The sequence below is a fragment of the Streptococcus sp. HMSC062H02 genome (assembly GCF_001813005.1).
GTDB classification, from domain to species: domain Bacteria; phylum Bacillota; class Bacilli; order Lactobacillales; family Streptococcaceae; genus Streptococcus; species Streptococcus oralis_S.
The window spans coordinates 200,164-215,659 of sequence record NZ_KV811121.1 but is presented as its reverse complement, the minus strand read 5'-3'; the positions used below and the strand labels follow the sequence as shown (position 1 = coordinate 215,659).

Annotated in this window: 19 protein-coding genes; all 19 read right to left on the bottom strand. The window is 40.2% G+C overall.

Annotated elements, in window-relative coordinates:
- Positions 1–19: 19 nt before the first annotated feature.
- Positions 20–220: a CsbD family protein gene (locus HMPREF2885_RS05845; protein WP_000051178.1), complete on the bottom strand. Its 201-nt coding sequence runs from the start codon at positions 218–220 to the stop codon at positions 20–22.
- A 101-nt stretch (positions 221–321) separates the two neighbouring features.
- Entirely contained in the window at positions 322–972 is a 651-nt protein-coding gene (locus HMPREF2885_RS05840; RefSeq protein WP_070657447.1) for a DUF1803 domain-containing protein, read from the bottom strand.
- On the bottom strand, positions 956–1,468 hold the full coding sequence (locus HMPREF2885_RS05835) for a YiiX/YebB-like N1pC/P60 family cysteine hydrolase (RefSeq protein WP_042902741.1): 513 nt from the start codon (positions 1,466–1,468) through the stop codon (positions 956–958). The genes HMPREF2885_RS05840 and HMPREF2885_RS05835 overlap by 17 nt, the downstream gene beginning before the upstream one ends.
- A gap of 121 nt (positions 1,469–1,589) precedes the next feature.
- Positions 1,590–1,916, bottom strand: coding sequence for a DUF2568 domain-containing protein (locus HMPREF2885_RS05830; RefSeq protein ID WP_042902740.1), 327 nt, complete (start codon positions 1,914–1,916; stop codon positions 1,590–1,592).
- A gap of 53 nt (positions 1,917–1,969) precedes the next feature.
- A complete protein-coding gene (locus HMPREF2885_RS05825; protein ID WP_070657445.1) occupies positions 1,970–2,905 on the bottom strand; it encodes a manganese-dependent inorganic pyrophosphatase in 936 nt (311 codons plus the stop codon).
- 85 nt (positions 2,906–2,990) lie between these two features.
- Positions 2,991–3,275 carry a GIY-YIG nuclease family protein gene (locus tag HMPREF2885_RS05820; RefSeq protein WP_000349631.1) on the bottom strand — a complete coding sequence of 95 codons (285 nt, stop codon included), beginning with the start codon at positions 3,273–3,275 and terminating at the stop codon, positions 2,991–2,993.
- Positions 3,265–4,014 (bottom strand): tRNA1(Val) (adenine(37)-N6)-methyltransferase, encoded by a 750-nt coding sequence (locus HMPREF2885_RS05815; RefSeq protein ID WP_070657443.1) that lies wholly within the window; start codon positions 4,012–4,014, stop codon positions 3,265–3,267. Before HMPREF2885_RS05815 ends, HMPREF2885_RS05820 begins: the two co-directional genes overlap by 11 nt.
- Positions 4,015–4,067: 53 nt before the next feature.
- Positions 4,068–4,427, bottom strand: a complete 360-nt coding sequence (locus HMPREF2885_RS05810) for a S1 RNA-binding domain-containing protein (RefSeq protein ID WP_000689619.1) — start codon at positions 4,425–4,427, stop codon at positions 4,068–4,070.
- A 1-nt stretch (position 4,428) separates the two neighbouring features.
- On the bottom strand, positions 4,429–5,829 hold the full coding sequence (locus HMPREF2885_RS05805) for a bifunctional Cof-type HAD-IIB family hydrolase/peptidylprolyl isomerase (RefSeq protein ID WP_070657441.1): 1,401 nt from the start codon (positions 5,827–5,829) through the stop codon (positions 4,429–4,431).
- A 122-nt stretch (positions 5,830–5,951) separates the two neighbouring features.
- Complete coding sequence (locus tag HMPREF2885_RS05800; protein ID WP_070657440.1) at positions 5,952–7,055, bottom strand: family 8 glycosyl hydrolase; 1,104 nt, start codon at positions 7,053–7,055, stop codon at positions 5,952–5,954.
- Positions 7,056–7,063: 8 nt separating this feature from the next.
- Complete coding sequence (locus HMPREF2885_RS05795) at positions 7,064–8,374, bottom strand: glycosyltransferase family 2 protein (protein WP_070657438.1); 1,311 nt, start codon at positions 8,372–8,374, stop codon at positions 7,064–7,066.
- A gap of 141 nt (positions 8,375–8,515) precedes the next feature.
- Positions 8,516–9,295: a hypothetical protein gene (locus tag HMPREF2885_RS05790; protein ID WP_000800683.1), complete on the bottom strand. Its 780-nt coding sequence runs from the start codon at positions 9,293–9,295 to the stop codon at positions 8,516–8,518.
- Complete coding sequence (gene wecB, locus HMPREF2885_RS05785) at positions 9,292–10,449, bottom strand: non-hydrolyzing UDP-N-acetylglucosamine 2-epimerase (RefSeq protein ID WP_063641724.1); 1,158 nt, start codon at positions 10,447–10,449, stop codon at positions 9,292–9,294. The genes HMPREF2885_RS05790 and wecB overlap by 4 nt, the downstream gene beginning before the upstream one ends.
- Positions 10,450–10,886: 437 nt before the next feature.
- Positions 10,887–11,396 (bottom strand): GNAT family N-acetyltransferase, encoded by a 510-nt coding sequence (locus HMPREF2885_RS05780; protein ID WP_000858590.1) that lies wholly within the window; start codon positions 11,394–11,396, stop codon positions 10,887–10,889.
- A 230-nt stretch (positions 11,397–11,626) separates the two neighbouring features.
- Entirely contained in the window at positions 11,627–11,866 is a 240-nt protein-coding gene (gene rpsR / locus HMPREF2885_RS05775; protein WP_000068664.1) for a 30S ribosomal protein S18, read from the bottom strand.
- Positions 11,867–11,897: 31 nt separating this feature from the next.
- The gene (gene ssbA / locus HMPREF2885_RS05770; RefSeq protein ID WP_000609596.1) at positions 11,898–12,368 is read right to left on the bottom strand and encodes a single-stranded DNA-binding protein SsbA; all 471 of its coding nucleotides are present in this window, start codon (positions 12,366–12,368) and stop codon (positions 11,898–11,900) included.
- 11 nt (positions 12,369–12,379) lie between these two features.
- Entirely contained in the window at positions 12,380–12,670 is a 291-nt protein-coding gene (rpsF, locus tag HMPREF2885_RS05765; RefSeq protein WP_001151782.1) for a 30S ribosomal protein S6, read from the bottom strand.
- 148 nt (positions 12,671–12,818) lie between these two features.
- Positions 12,819–14,162 carry an asparagine--tRNA ligase gene (asnS, locus tag HMPREF2885_RS05760; protein WP_070657436.1) on the bottom strand — a complete coding sequence of 448 codons (1,344 nt, stop codon included), beginning with the start codon at positions 14,160–14,162 and terminating at the stop codon, positions 12,819–12,821.
- Between the two features lie 152 nt (positions 14,163–14,314).
- Entirely contained in the window at positions 14,315–15,493 is a 1,179-nt protein-coding gene (locus HMPREF2885_RS05755; protein WP_000777451.1) for a pyridoxal phosphate-dependent aminotransferase, read from the bottom strand.
- Positions 15,494–15,496 lie beyond the last annotated feature (3 nt).

Genomic DNA, 15,496 nt, shown 5'->3' with positions numbered 1-15,496 from the left:
AAACATTCCCTTGATTTTTTTAGTCTTCTTTTTTAAATGAATTTTTAAGACCTTCAACGGCACCTTCTACAGCACCTTTAGCATCTTCAACAACTTCTTTTGCTTTGGCAACTGTTTTTTCTACAGCACCTTCTGCTTCTGTCTTGCTATCACCAGTAACTTTCCCAAATCCTTCTTTGATAGCACCAGTTGCTTGATCCAATTTATTTTCAAGTGACATAGTTCTGTCTCCTTTGCTTTTAATACGATAAACGTTATCGCTTACATTCAGTTTATGCTTATTCTTTAGTAAAGTCAAACAATCTGCTCAAAAGCAAGCAATTAAGGTAAATAGAAAATCAACCGTTCCTTGTCGAAATCAACAGCCAACTCATACTTCCCTTCTTCGTTTTGCACAATATAGCCTAGAACGACCAAACTATCCACAAAGATATCACGGCGTTTCTGCATCAGCTGGTCTTTTTTGAGAAACTTCAGTAAAAAGGTCGTCATATACTTGAGGGCGTACTCAGGGTTAACATCTCCTAAAATATCATAGAGTTTCTGCTGTTTTTCTGTCAAAGGATATTGATTCTTGACCTTGTAGAAATAGTTGGACAAGGTCATCTTTTCTCTTGCAAAGTCCGTACGTTCGACTAAAATGGCCGCATTGGTTTGATTGCACAATTCTTTCTCAAAACTCTGCTCTAACAAAGCATGATAAACTAGACTATCCTCTCTGACAAAAATTTCTTGGTCAAGGACCAGACTGTCTATTGATTCTAGAAAAGGGAGATTAAGGGAATAACGTTTGTTTTCCCTTAGAATCAAACCTGCCTTAATATACTCTTCCATGAGCTTATCAACTGCTACATCTGGAAACTGGGCCTTGATTTCTCGAAGGATCACATCGTCATGCTGGTCCAGATAGTCCACCAAATCTATAAAAAATGGCTGTCGAGTCAAACGGGAGGGATTAAAAATCTGAATCATGAAGATTCCTTTCTTTACATTCTAAAAGGGGAGATGCTGCTAGTTGACTAGGATTGGTCCCTGGCTGATTCAAAGGTACAGGAAGTTCGAGTTTCCTGTAATATTCTCTCCAAAAATCACTAATCTCCTGCTCCCCATCCCCAAATTTCATGGAAATAGTTTCAAAAATCGGTAGGATTTCAGCGATGTACTGGGAGCAGTAAAAGCCAGAACCATCTGGATAAAAAGAGGCATTATAGGGTGCACCCAAATGTTTGCTAGCTCTCTCCTTTACCAAGTCAGCTTCCAGCTCTGGATAGACATAAAGATCGTAGAGATGAGTTGGTTCAAAAAATTCAGCCGGTTCTTGACAAATGACACCAGCTTGCCCACTAGCATGGTAGATGAAACCGTCCAAAAAGATGGCTACATGACTATAGTTCCCCGTAGAAGCCTGGATAGCCTGCCCCATATCTGAAAGATCCTTCACAAAGATCAAATCACCATTTTCTAACATCTTTCTCTCCTAGAAAAAAAGGAGCCGAAACCCCTTTAGCTATATGGAAAACACTGTTTTCTCGTGTCAATCCCCAGTCAAATAATTACCATTTAAATAATCATTAACTATATTATAAGAATCACTCTAGCTGAAAATAATAAAGTAGCACCAAACTTCCAAAAGACAGAGCTAAGTAGAGGATTCCTATTTGCAATCCATACAAATGCCAAAAACTACCACTAACCAAAATAAAAATCGATGTCTCAGCAACGAGGCGATGCCATTTTTTAAAAGCATGTGGAGATTTTGGTGCCATATATCGCGCCCAAAAAAAGATTAATAGAACTGCTAGAAGAAAAAATAGGAATTTTTCCAGCCAAGAAATTTGTATCACAGACACGGAGAAAAGACCAAGGATTGCTACAACCTCAACCAAAAATCGCAGTCCTTCAATCAATCTCATCATGCTATCACCTTCTATAAATAGTCAAATTAACAGTTCCAAATATTCCTTAAGAATTACCCATTAAAGCTTTCAGTCAACTGAGGCACCACTTGTTTCTTACGTGAAACAGCACCTGGAAGGAAAGCGTGATTGTTTTCAAGTTTGAAGTTGAAAGCTGCTTCCACCTTGTCCATGTTTGATCCAAGAGCAAGGATTTCTGAGTTTGAGTTGACGATGTCTGTAATCATCAAAACAAAGTCAGAGTAGCCGTTTGCCGCATTAGCCGCTTGCATTGCTGCTTCGATTTCTGCTTGGCGTTCCAAGACTTCAGCAATATCAACTGTATTGACTTGGGCAACACGAACCTTATTTCCATTGAGTTCAAAGGTCTTAGCATCGATGTCAATCAATTCTTCAGCAGATTTGCTTGCCAAGTTAGTACCAGCCTTGAGCATAGCAAGACCGTACTCTTCCAAGTTGACACCAGCCAATTCAGCCAATTCAGGAGCAATGACTTTGTCAGATGGGTGAGTTGTTGGTGATTTCAAAAGAAGAGTATCTGAAATCAAACCTGAAAGCATCAAACCTGCGATTTCTTTAGGAACTGCTATACCATGTTCTTTGAACATGCGGTAAACGATAGAAGAAGCCGATCCAACTGGTTCCAAGCGCATGTAAAGTGGGCTTGCAGTTTCAAAATTAGCCACACGGTGGTGATCCACAACTCCGTAAACTTCTACTTCAGCGATATCTGACACTGACTGTTGGAATTCATTGTGGTCAGTCAAGATGACTTGTTCTGCACCTTCTGCTTTAGCTGATGTGATGACGCGTGGTGCTTCTACACCAAAATAGTTCAAAACAAAGGCTGTTTCTTCATTTGGAGTTCCAAGTGCTACTGCTTCTGTGTCCAATCCATAAGCCTCTTTTGCAAGATAAGCAAAGGCTACAGATGACCCGATGGCATCTGAGTCTGGATTTTGGTGACCAAATACTAGAATCTTAGACATGATAATACCTCTTTAAATTTATTCATCTTATTGTAGCACTTTTTTCCTCTTTTGACAAAAGTAAGAGAAGCCAAAAGACTCCTCCTTAGACATCAATATGGTTGACTAGATTTTTCTCTTGATTTTCGGATAAAAATCGTTCTTTCTGCGGGCGTTTCTTTCGTTTGAGGAGAGCCTCTGCAGACATGGCTTCTTCCTTACTGGCAAAACCCTCTACATAGATGAGTTTGACTGGCAAGCGAGCTCGGGTATACTTGGCTCCCTTACCACTATTATGAACGGCAAGGCGCCTCTTCACATCTGTTGTATAGCCCGTATAGTAAGAACCGTCGCGACACTCCACCACATACATATAGGCCTTATGATCCATAGTAAATCTCTTGAATTTCTGGTGTGTAGGAACCATCATCATTGTGAACGATGAGTGGTGGCAAGACCTTAAAGCCACTGGTCGATCCATCCTTGATAGCTTCGATTAAGAGCATATTGGCCTCCTTCTCACGTTTAGGATAGACAAATTGCAGGCGCTTGGGTGCCAAATTGTGGCGTTTGAGCATATCTAGGATATCCAAGAGCCGATCAGGACGATGGACCATAGCCAAACGGCCATTAGACTTGAGAATACTCTGAGCACTTCGACAGATTTCTTCTAAGTTAGTTGTAATTTCGTGTCTGGCCAAAAGGTAGTGTTCACTCTCGTTGAGATTGGAATGCGGATCCACCTTAAAATAAGGCGGATTACACAAAATCATATCCACCTTACTTCCCTGAATGTGGGCAGGCATATTTTTCAAATCATCACAGATGACCTGCATCTGCTCTTCCAAGCCATTCAACTGAACCGAACGCTCTGCCATATCCGCCAAGCGCTCCTGAATTTCTACAGAGAGAATTTTTGCCTTGGTACGACTACTTGCAAAAAGTCCCACTGCACCATTTCCAGCACAAAAGTCCACAATTAAACCCCGTTTAGGGAAGCGAGGAAAGCGTGACAAGAGAACACTATCCACCGAATAGCTAAACACCTCTCTATTTTGAATGATCTTGATATCTGTCGAAAAGAGCTGATTGATTCGCTCTCCTGGTTTTAACAACTGTTCTTCTTTCATACTTTTATTATAACAAATTATGTTAATATTACAAATGATTTGGATAATCGTATTTATGGTTTCTTCTTTAAATGCTCAAGTGCTTCACGCGTCCAAACAGGCATCATTCGTCCAAGTGGTGCAAAACCGTGCTTGATCCGATCATTTGAAAAACGTCTCCGTCTTGGTAATTGATGTTTTTCTTCCTCCAAAGTACGGATGGAAAGACTAGCCTTCCCAGTGTATTCGTCAAAATCCACCACCTGGACTTGGACTTCATCGCCAATTTTTAAAATGTCATAAATATTTTCAATAAATCCCGTCCGAATCTCAGAGATGTGAATCAGCCCTGTCACCCCTGTCTCTAACTCAACAAAAGCACCATAGGGCTGAATTCCTGTAATACGCCCAGTTAGCTTATCACCAATTTTCATTCTAGTCCTCAATTTCAATCGTTTCAATTACTACATCTTCAACTGGTTTGTCCATTGCACCAGTCTCAACAGCTGCAATGGCATCCAAGACCGCAAACGATTCTGCGTCCACCAATTGCCCAAAAACAGTATGGCGACGGTCAAGGTGAGGAGTTCCACCTTGTTCTGCATAAATCTCAGCGATTGGTTCAGGCCAGCCACCACGCGCAATCTCTTTTTTAGAGTACGGCAAATGTTGGTTTTGAACGATAAAGAACTGGCTGCCATTGGTATTTGGACCCGCATTGGCCATAGAAAGGGCACCACGGATATTGTAGAGTTCTTCTGAAAATTCATCTTCAAAAGAGTCGCCGTAGATTGACTCACCACCCATACCAGTACCAGTTGGATCTCCACCTTGGATCATAAAGTCCTTAATAATACGGTGGAAAATCACACCATCATAGTAACCGTCTTTTGACAGAGCAACAAAGTTGGCTACTGTTTTGGGAGCATGTTCAGGGAAGAGCTTGATACGCAAGTCTCCGTGATTTGTTTTAATGGTCGCAAGCGGACCTTCTACTGCTTCAATGTCTACTTGTGGGAAATGCAATTCTTTTTCTACCATACCAAATCCTTCTAAGGCATCAAAAATGCCATCTTCTTCTACTGTTTTTGTAATATAATCTGCTTTTTCTTTGATTTTATCATGGGAAACACCCATAGCAATACTGATTCCAGCATAATCAAAGAGTTCCAAGTCATTGAGACCATCCCCAAAGACCATAACATTCTCTGGTTTCAAGCCTAGATGTTCTACAACCTTGGCAACACCAGTGGCTTTTGAACCTGAAATCGGCACGATATCTGATGAATGTTCATGCCAACGCACCATGCGAAGTTTACCAGAGAGACTATCTGGTAACCGCAAGTCATCCCCTTTTTCCTCAAAGGTCCACATCTGGTAAATGTCCGCTTTTTCATGGAAGTTAGGATCCACATTCAAGTTTGGATAAATCGGGTCAATAGCCTCACTGATCAGTTCTGTTCGCGTGGAGAGTTTAGCAGAATGACTTCCAACTAAACCATACTCAATTCCCTCTTCCTTCGTCCAAGAGACATACTCCTCAACATCTGACTTGTCAATCTGATGTTGATAAATGACCTGACCTTTTTTATCTTCTATATAGGCCCCATTTAGGGTTACAAAAAAGTCAGGTTTGAGCTCTCGAATCTCTGGAACGACACCGAAAATACCACGACCAGAGGCAATTCCTGTTAAAATTCCTTTTTCACGTAACTGTTTAAAGACAGTGGGAATTGTAGCTGGAATAAAACCTGTCTTTGACGTACGCAAGGTATCATCAATATCAAAAAAGACGATTTTAATCCTCTTTGCCTTGTATTTTAATTTCGCATCCATCTCTCTACCTCTTTTCCATCACTCTTTCCATTATACCATAAAGCTGATGAAATTCCCTTTATGAAAAAAGATGAAAATCCTATCAAAAAGAGAGCCAGAAAAACTAGCCCTCTCTTTTCATCCTAGAACATCTCTAGAGCAATCATGGTAATCATCGTTGCATCATAGTAGTTGTCCGAAGGTAAATCTTGTGTGAAAATGTATTTATTTTGCTGAAGAAGTTTCAGATAGCCTTCTCCCTTGTCAGACGCGTAGGTAATCGGTGCCAAGAAACTACCTGCCTGGTATTGATTGAGGGCCGTTCCATTCAAGTCATAGCCAGCATAAATGCGTTGCTCTTTCATAAAGAAATCCATCATCTTTTGAACGAGTTTTTGGCTTCTTTCATCCTGGCTCTGTGACAAGTGATAAGGCAAACGGCAAGCGTTATAAGAGTACGCCCCATCGTATTGAGATTCGATAGTGTTGGCATCAACAAGACGTGCCCCTGACTTCTCAGCCCAGATAAAGTCTGGCAAGAGACCCGTATCAGAATGAGAACTGATTTGCTCCAATTGCCCAAGCATCTTATCCTTAACATCTAACCACTGTTTGTTTCCAGTCAGGTCATAGAAAGACTGGAAATAGTGAGGAAGAGTATCAGATGTCCGCATCAAGTAATAATAATCAGAATCCTTGTTTGCCCAGTTTCCTACTGTTAAAACACCTGTCTCTTCATTGTAGTTGTACTTAAGGATATCATCCAAGATTTTTTTAGCTTGCTCTTGGTATTCCTGCGCCTTATCTGGCCACTGTTTGGCAGCTTCAATTAAAGAATAAGCGATATAGAGATCTCCATCAGTTGCATTTTGTTTCTCGACCGTTTCGCTATCATTTTTGATCACTTGCTTCCAAGACATCAACTGCGTTCCCTCAATACGATGATTTTGATAATAGCGATAAAGACTCTCATAATCTGCTTGACTTGCTTGCCCTTTTTGGGCTGCTAAAACCGTTATGAGCATGCCGTAACTTTGGGCTTCAGATAGAACTGTTGTTCCCTCCGAATCACTCGTCGTACGAACATAAGACTGATTGCCTTTTGTAACAAGGAACTGTTGGCTCCATTGGCTGTAAATTCGATTACGCATCTCGATTTTAGTCCTTCCTCTTGCCAAAAACAAGGCTAAACAAAAGATAGAAAGAATGAGCACAAACCAGACATATTTTAATTTATTCGTTTTCATAGAACCTCCTATCCTGCAAATCGCTTGGTTTTAACCCACTTGGTTTCTTTTCGTCGGAGTACTTTATCCAGCACGATTGAAGAAATGGAATCAACGGATACAACGATAAACATCTGTGCATAAGAGAAATAGGCTGCCAGGGCTAACCAGATTTGTTTAGTTGTTGCTTGTCCAAATTGACTTGCCAATGCTGTCATAATTTGCATCAAATAGAGACCAATCATGAGAATCCAGTTAAAGAGCATGAGCTGAGCGATGTAGATATTGTCCGCATCAAAAGCAAATGGAACCCTGACATCTGGGAAGAAAAGATTAAGACAGATCGCTAGCACATTCGCTAGGAAAATCAAATCCGAAAGAACAATAGCAAAGTTAAACCAAAAGAAAACACAAGAATAGTTAAAGACTTCTAGTTTAACGCGCCAGTTTGCTCTGCCAAATAAATGCTTAAAGTTCGAGAGAACAACTTCATAATTTCCTTTCGCCCAACGTTTCCGCTGCATATAGTAACTCTTTAAGGTCTCAGGTTCTTGTTGGAAAGCCTCTGAATTATAGGCAAGGGCAATCAATTTACCACTCTGCATGATTTTGAAGGAAATATCGGTATCCTCAGTTAAGGCACCATTTTTCCAACCACCGATACTCTTTACAAAGTCGGTTTGAATGATAAAGTTGGTTCCTGGGATACGCCCAATTTTAAAGAGATGCCACATCCCAACGTGGTGCACGCGCTGAGTAACAACGATCTCTTGGTTGATACAACGAGTCAAGAAATTTTGGTTGGCGTTTCGAGTCTTGTTGCGGCCAAAAGATGCCACATGACGTTCTGGATCCTTCATAACTTCTTTGACAAGGAAATAAAGAGCATTTTTTTCAGGCATGGCATCTGCATCATAAACACAGATGTATTCGCCTGTTGCCATCTCCAAAGCATCGTTTAGAACGCCCGCTTTTCCTCCCGTACCAGTACGGTCGATAATAGTCAGATTTCTTTCTGCATATTCAGGCAGGGCTTGAACAGACAAACATTCTGCATAGGTGTTATCTGAACAGTTATCCGCAAACAAGAGCAATTCCACACGGTCGTGAGGATAGTTCATATCCAAGATAGCTTTTGCCGTTTGGGCAATAACCACATCCTCATTATGAGCAGGTACGACAATGGTAACCTTCGGATAATAAGGCAATGGCGAAGTGTCTACACGAAAATCGCTGTGTTTAAACCAAAAGTGAACAGCTGAAAAGAGAATTACCAAGCCCCATGCTAGAGAAATCCAAATTGTAAGCAAGGTAAAAATCATCAGTATTTGACTAATCATGTTTCACCGCCTTAAAATTCTTATTCACCCGATAGTAAAGAATATTATATGCAATAAATAGTATGGCAAAACAAATTCCAAAAAAGAAACTCACTCCCAAAGCAATTCTGAAAAATAGGTCTGTTAGAGTCATTTCCCCTCCTAATATTCTACAATTATATCCGTCTCTAATTGACGTTTCAAATAGCTCACTAAATCAGAGTAATTTTGATACTTACTTTTATTTTGCGAGTCAATCACTAAGTAACCTAATTGAAATTGAATCTCTTGCATTCCATTTTTTCCATGGAAATGCAAAGCCTCTAGATCCTTCACTATATTATTCAAACAAAATTCCTGTAAAGAAATCTGACTATCATGAGATAATATAATAAAATTCCCCTCCGAAAGATAGTAAAGTTTATCATTGTAACTTAGTTTTTGAGCAATTATTTCTTGAATACGAACTAACATGCGATTATATTCTCTCGGATTTATCTGAAAAAATAGGTCCTCATGCGACCAATGAATTAGTACTGACTGTAGCACAAATTCACTTTGTTTATTTACCATAGAATGATAATCTGATTTGGCATCATCTTCTTGATCCTGAACCTTTGAAGCCATTTTTAATAAATAATGTCGAACCTTCATTAGAATACCAAGCAATGTTGGAAAACTGATTAATAAAAGCAGAACTGAAGAATTAGGGATGAAAACTACACCTGATATTAAAACAATGACTCCCAATCCAAAAGATAAGATAAGTGTCCAAGCAAGGAGTAAGTCAGATAAAACTAAAACCGAAAATAAGGCTAAGGCAAAAAACAATAGTTGCTCTAAAATAATAGTTCGAGCATAGAAAAAGCAAATTACCAACAAAAGAAGCTCACATCCAAGCAAAGTCAGAAACCAGTTTCTAAATCTATACCAATTTTTCATTGTGTCCTAGCTCCTTCTTGAAACTCTGATGCAGATTCAGCAAAACCAAAATAATGTTTAATAGTCTGTACAATTCTTTCTGATGCATTTCCATCTCCATAAGGATTTGGTGCCTGAGACATTTGTCTATAGACAGTTTCATCTGTTAAGAGTTCGGTCATCGCTTCTTTCACACAGACTGGATCTGTACCAACTAGCTTCAAAGTACCCGCACGTACTCCTTCTGGACGTTCCGTCGTGTCACGAAGGACAAGGACAGGTTTTCCGAGAGAAGGCGCCTCTTCTTGAACTCCGCCAGAGTCAGTCATGATGAAATAGCTTCTTGAAGCCAAATTATGAAAATCAAGTACATCTAAAGGCTCAATCAAGTGAATACGATCGTGACCAGCTAAGATATCGTTTGCTGCTTCTTGCACAGCAGGGCTAAGGTGAACAGGATAAACAACTTCAATTTCCTGATGAAGATCAACCATCTCACGTAAAGCTGCAAAGACATTTCTCATTGGTTGACCTTGATTCTCACGACGGTGCATGGTTACCAATACAAGTTTCTTATCTGGGTCCAATTGATCCAGAACTTTATGATAGTAATCCGATTGAACGGTTAGTTTCAAGGCATCAATGGCTGTATTTCCCGTAATGACAATAGCAGACTCAGGGTGATTTTCCTTGAGGAGATTTTCTTTACTCTCACTAGTTGGAGCAAAATAGAGATCCGCAAGACTATCTGTCATCTGACGATTCATCTCTTCTGGGAAAGGAGAATATTTATCAAAGGTCCTTAGACCAGCTTCAACGTGGCCGATACGCACCTGATTATAGAAAGCAACTAAGCTTGCTGCAAAAGTTGTCGTTGTATCTCCATGAACAAGAATTATATCTGGAAGTTCTTGCTTAACAACTGGATCAAACTTTTCTAAAATTTTTCCAGTAATATCTAAAAGGGATTGATTTTTCCCCATAATATCCAGGTCATAATGTGGCTCGATGCTAAACGTTTCAAGAACTTGGTCCAGCATTTGACGATGCTGAGCTGTCACAACTGTGATCGTCTCAATACTGTCACTATGTTTTTGCAATTCCAACACTAAAGGGGCCATTTTAATAGCTTCCGGTCGTGTCCCAAAAACAACCATCACTTTCAGTTTTTTCATTATAGTATCCTTTTGTTACAATAATATTTGATACATGATATTAATCACTATATCCAATTATTTCTCAAATCAATTAATTTGAGCATCATAATTATATTACCGCCTATTAATCTAAATGTCAATTTATTATTAAAGTATACTATTGCATTTAATTGATTTTTAACAATTTGTAACCTTTTTGTAACAATGTTATTTACAACCTTCAAAAAGCCTTATTTTAGGAAATTTTAAGACTTTTCAAAGAATCCGTATTTTAAAAAAACTAAACCTTATATGTTTTTTTCGATATTTATTTTTATCTTGATATTTCAAACAATTATATTTTATCACTTTGAGGAATAAATTAAACAATTTCAAACAAATAAATCCCTTTTTCGAATGAAAAAGGGACTGTGATTGTTTACTATATTTAAAATCTAAATCTTATAAAATCTGTCTTAAAACAAATTTTTCGACAGATACAAGATCAATTCTCCGATATCTTCACAAACCGCATTCATGGCCGGTTGATGGTTCTGATACCAAACACCCGTCCCATCTGGAATATAGCCTCGTTTGATGTACAATCTCTGGGCAGGTCCATACCCTGAATGGAGCCCAACACCAAGGGTCACCTTATCCGATATGAGCCTAACTCGTTTTTCTGCTTCTTCCAGCAAGAGATTTCCAATACCTTGATTTTGAAAGGGCTCAAAAACATTGAAATCTGAAAGTTCTGGAGCCATTCCAGCAAAGGGACCCTGCTTAGCATCGGGTAAAATCGTAATGTAACCCGCTACAGCACCCTCAACCTCTGCAACTAAGACTTCTCTCTCCCCACTTTCTTGTTCAAGAAAATATCTATCCAAAATTTCTTCTCTACCCGGCCAACCTTGGCTGATAAATCCTCGAGATAGATCTTGTATGTCAGATTCTTGCATTTTTCTAATTGAACATGTCGTCTTCATAAGCTGCTCCTTTATAGCTTTCTCCTACCATTATAGCACGATAATAAAGATTAAAAGAAAAACCTAGTAAGACAAAAGAATCTTACTAGGTCAACAGGGAATCCTTTCTAACAAAATCCTATAAAAATCTGAAAAAGAGGTCCACTGGACCTCAACTCGCTCTCTCATTTCAAAGCTCATGAAAAAAAAACCCGTAAGGGTCTGAAAAAGAGGTCCCCCGGACCTCTTTTTTAATCTTCGTTTACGAAAGGCATCAAAGCCATTACGCGAGCGCGTTTGATAGCTGTTGTTACTTTACGTTGGTTTTTAGCTGAAGTTCCTGTTACACGACGAGGAAGGATTTTCCCACGTTCTGAAACGAAACGGCTAAGAAGCTCAGTATCTTTGTAATCAACATATTCAATTTTGTTTGCTGCGATGTAATCAACTTTTTTACGGCGTTTGAATCCGCCACGACGTTGTTGAGCCATGTTTTTTCTCCTTTATAGTATTAATTGTCCATTAGAATGGTAAATCATCATCTGAAATGTCCAATGGATTGGTTGCTCCAAAGGGATTTTCAGAACGTGAAAAGTCTGGTACTGGATTTGCAGGTGCTGATTGACCAGCAGTTGGTGCAGAATAAGCTCCACCTGTATGTCCTTCACGCACTCCGCGGCTTTCCAACATTTGGAAATTCTCAGCCACGACTTCTGTTACGTAGACACGTTGTCCTTGCTGGTTATCGTAACTACGAGTCTGGATACGGCCTGTGATCCCGATAAGAGAGCCTTTCTTAGCCCAGTTAGCAAGATTTTCAGCCTGTTGGCGCCACATAACGACATTGATGAAATCAGCCTCACGTTCGCCATTTTGACTCTTAAATGTACGGTTTACTGCAAGAGTAAAAGTCGCAACTGCTACATTTGATGGGGTATAACGTAACTCAGCGTCACGTGTCATACGCCCTACAAGTACAACATTGTTAATCATAATTTACCTTCTTACGCGTCAAGTTTGACGATCATGTGACGAAGAATGTCAGCGTTGATTTTTGAAAGACGGTCAAACTCTTTAAGAGCTGCGTCGTCGTTTGCTTCAACGTTAACGATGTGGTAAAGTCCTTCACGGAAATCTTGGATTTCGTATGCAAGACGACGTTTTTCCCATGATTTTGATTCAACAACAGTTGCACCGTTGTCAGTCAAGATAGAGTCAAAACGTGCTACCAAAGCGTTTTTCGCTTCTTCTTCAATGTTTGGACGAATGATATAAAGAATTTCGTATTTAGCCATTGATATGTTCCTCCTTTTGGTCTAATGACCCCTAGTCTTTGCAAGGGGTAAGTGAGGTTTGCTCACAATAAACTATTATACTAGAAAAACTGATAGATAGCAAGATAAAAGTGAAAAAAGAAGATGAAATCATCTTCTTTTTACTAGTTTATGGTTTGATACGGTGCAACATACGTGGGAATGGAATGGCTTCACGGATATGCTTAGTACCAGCTACAAAGGTTACCATACGCTCGATACCGATACCGAAGCCACCATGTGGAACTGTTCCATACTTACGAAGATCCAGGTAGAATTCATATTCTGTCGTATCCATACCAAGATCATTCATCTTAGCAACAAGAGCATCGTAGTCTTCCTCACGCATAGAACCACCGATGATTTCTCCGTAACCTTCTGGTGCAAGCAAGTCTGCACAAAGCACGCGCTCTGGATTTCCAGGAACTGGTTTCATGTAGAAGGCCTTGATAGCTGCTGGGTAGTTCATGACAAATGTTGGCACACCAAAGTGGTTTGAAATCCATGTTTCGTGTGGTGAACCAAAGTCATCGCCATGTTCCAAATGCTCGTAGTCAGCATCTTCATCGTTTTCATGCTCTTGCAAGAGGTCAATGGCTTGATCGTAAGTGATGCGTTTGAATGGCTCTGCAATGTAGCGTTTCAAGAGCTCTGTATCACGTTCCAAGGTTTCCAAGGCTTGAGGCGCACGATCCAAAACGCCTTGAAGAAGAGCTTTCACATAAGCTTCTTGCAAGTCAAGTGACTCATCGTGTGTCAAGTAAGAGTACTCTGCGTCCATCATCCAGAACTCAGTCAAGTGACGGCGCGTTTTTGATTTTTCAGCACGGAATACTGGACCAAAGTCAAATACACGACCAAGAGCCATAGCCCCTGCTTCTAGGTAAAGCTGACCAGATTGACTCAAGTAGGCTGGCGTTCCGAAGTAATCTGTTTCAAAGAGTTCTGTTGAATCTTCAGCCGCGTTTCCTGAAAGGATTGGGCTATCAAACTTCATGAAGCCGTTCTTGTCGAAAAACTCATAAGTTGCATAGATGATAGCGTTACGGATTTGCATCACTGCTACTTGCTTACGAGAGCGGAGCCACAAGTGACGGTTGTCCATCAAGAAGTCTGTTCCGTGTTCTTTTGGTGTGATTGGGTAGTCTTGAGATTCACCGATCACTTCGATGTCTGTAATATCCAACTCATAGCCAAACTTAGAACGTTCGTCTTCTTTGACAATTCCTGTCACATAAACAGAAGTTTCTTGGCTTAGGCGTTTAATCGTATCAAACTTCTCTAGCCCCACTTCCTCACCGAACTTTTCAATAAAGTTTGGTTTAAAGGCTACACCTTGGAAGAAGGCTGTTCCATCACGCAATTGCAAGAAGGCAATTTTCCCTTTTCCTGATTTGTTGGCAACCCAGGCTCCGATGGTCACTTCTTGACCAACGTAGTCTTTTACATCAATAATTGTTACACGTTTTGTCATAATCTATCTTCCTTTTTTCGTTTAACTTGTCCGAAGACATCATTACCCACTATTTTACCATAAATAGACTGTGATAGCTAGGTTCTACTAGATAAAAATCGCGAGATTTTCGTTACAAAAAATCTTCGCTAAAAAGGCGAAGATTCTAAGTTTTATTTTTCCATAAACTGGTGCAAACGACGAATAGCTTCTTTTAATGTGTCCAAGTCTGTGGCATAGCTGAGACGAACATTTTCTGGTGCTCCAAATCCAGCTCCTGTAATCAAGGCAAGGCCGACTTCTTCGAGAATAGCCGTTGTAAACTCTGTCACATCGGTATAACCCTTCATCTCCATCGCTTTTTTGACATTTGGGAAAAGATAGAAGGCTCCTTGGGGCTTGACAACTTCAAATCCTGGTACTTGGCACAAGAGAGGATAAATGGTATTCAACCGTTCCTCAAATGCTTGACGCATGGTTTCAACAGAGTCTTGCGGTCCAGTTAGGGCTTCAATGGTAGCATATTGTGATACAGCAGTCAGGTTGGAGGTCGTTTGTCCTGTTAGTTTGCTCATGGCAGCAATAATTTCAGGATTTCCCACAGCATAACCTACCCGCCAACCAGTCATGGCATAGGCCTTAGATACACCGTTAATCACGATGGTTTGCTTGCGAATGGCTTCTGACAGACTAGAAATTGGAACAAATTCGTTCCCGTTATAAACCAAACGACCATAAATATCATCTGCTAAGATAAGGACATCATGCGCAACAGCCCAATTTCCGATAGCCAAGAGTTCCTCACGAGAGTAAATCATACCGGTCGGATTCGATGGTGAATTGAGAACTAAGATCTTGGTCTTATCTGTTCGCGCTGCTTCTAGCTGCTCTACTGTTACTTTAAAGTGATTGTCTTCCTTTGCCTGGACAAAGACTGGCACTCCTTCTGCCATTTTGACCTGGTCTCCATAGCTGACCCAGTATGGTGTAGGAATAATGACCTCATCACCTGGATTGACCACAGCCATAAAGAAGGTGTAGAGAGAGAACTTAGCACCAGTGGCAAAGGTAACCTCGTTAGCCGCTACGGAATACCCATAGTAGCGTTCAAAATAGGTATTAACCGCCGCTTTTAACTCTGGTAGGCCTGAAGCAACTGTATAGAAGGAAGCACGTCCATCTCGAATCGCTCCTACCGCTGCCTCCTGAATGTTTTCAGGAGTATGAAAATCAGGCTGTCCCAAGGTTAAGAAAAGAACATCTTTTCCCTGAGCTTTTAATGCTTTGGCTCTTGCATCACTGGCTAGAGTGACGCTTTCTTCCATTTCTAGTACACGTTTGGATAGTTTCATATG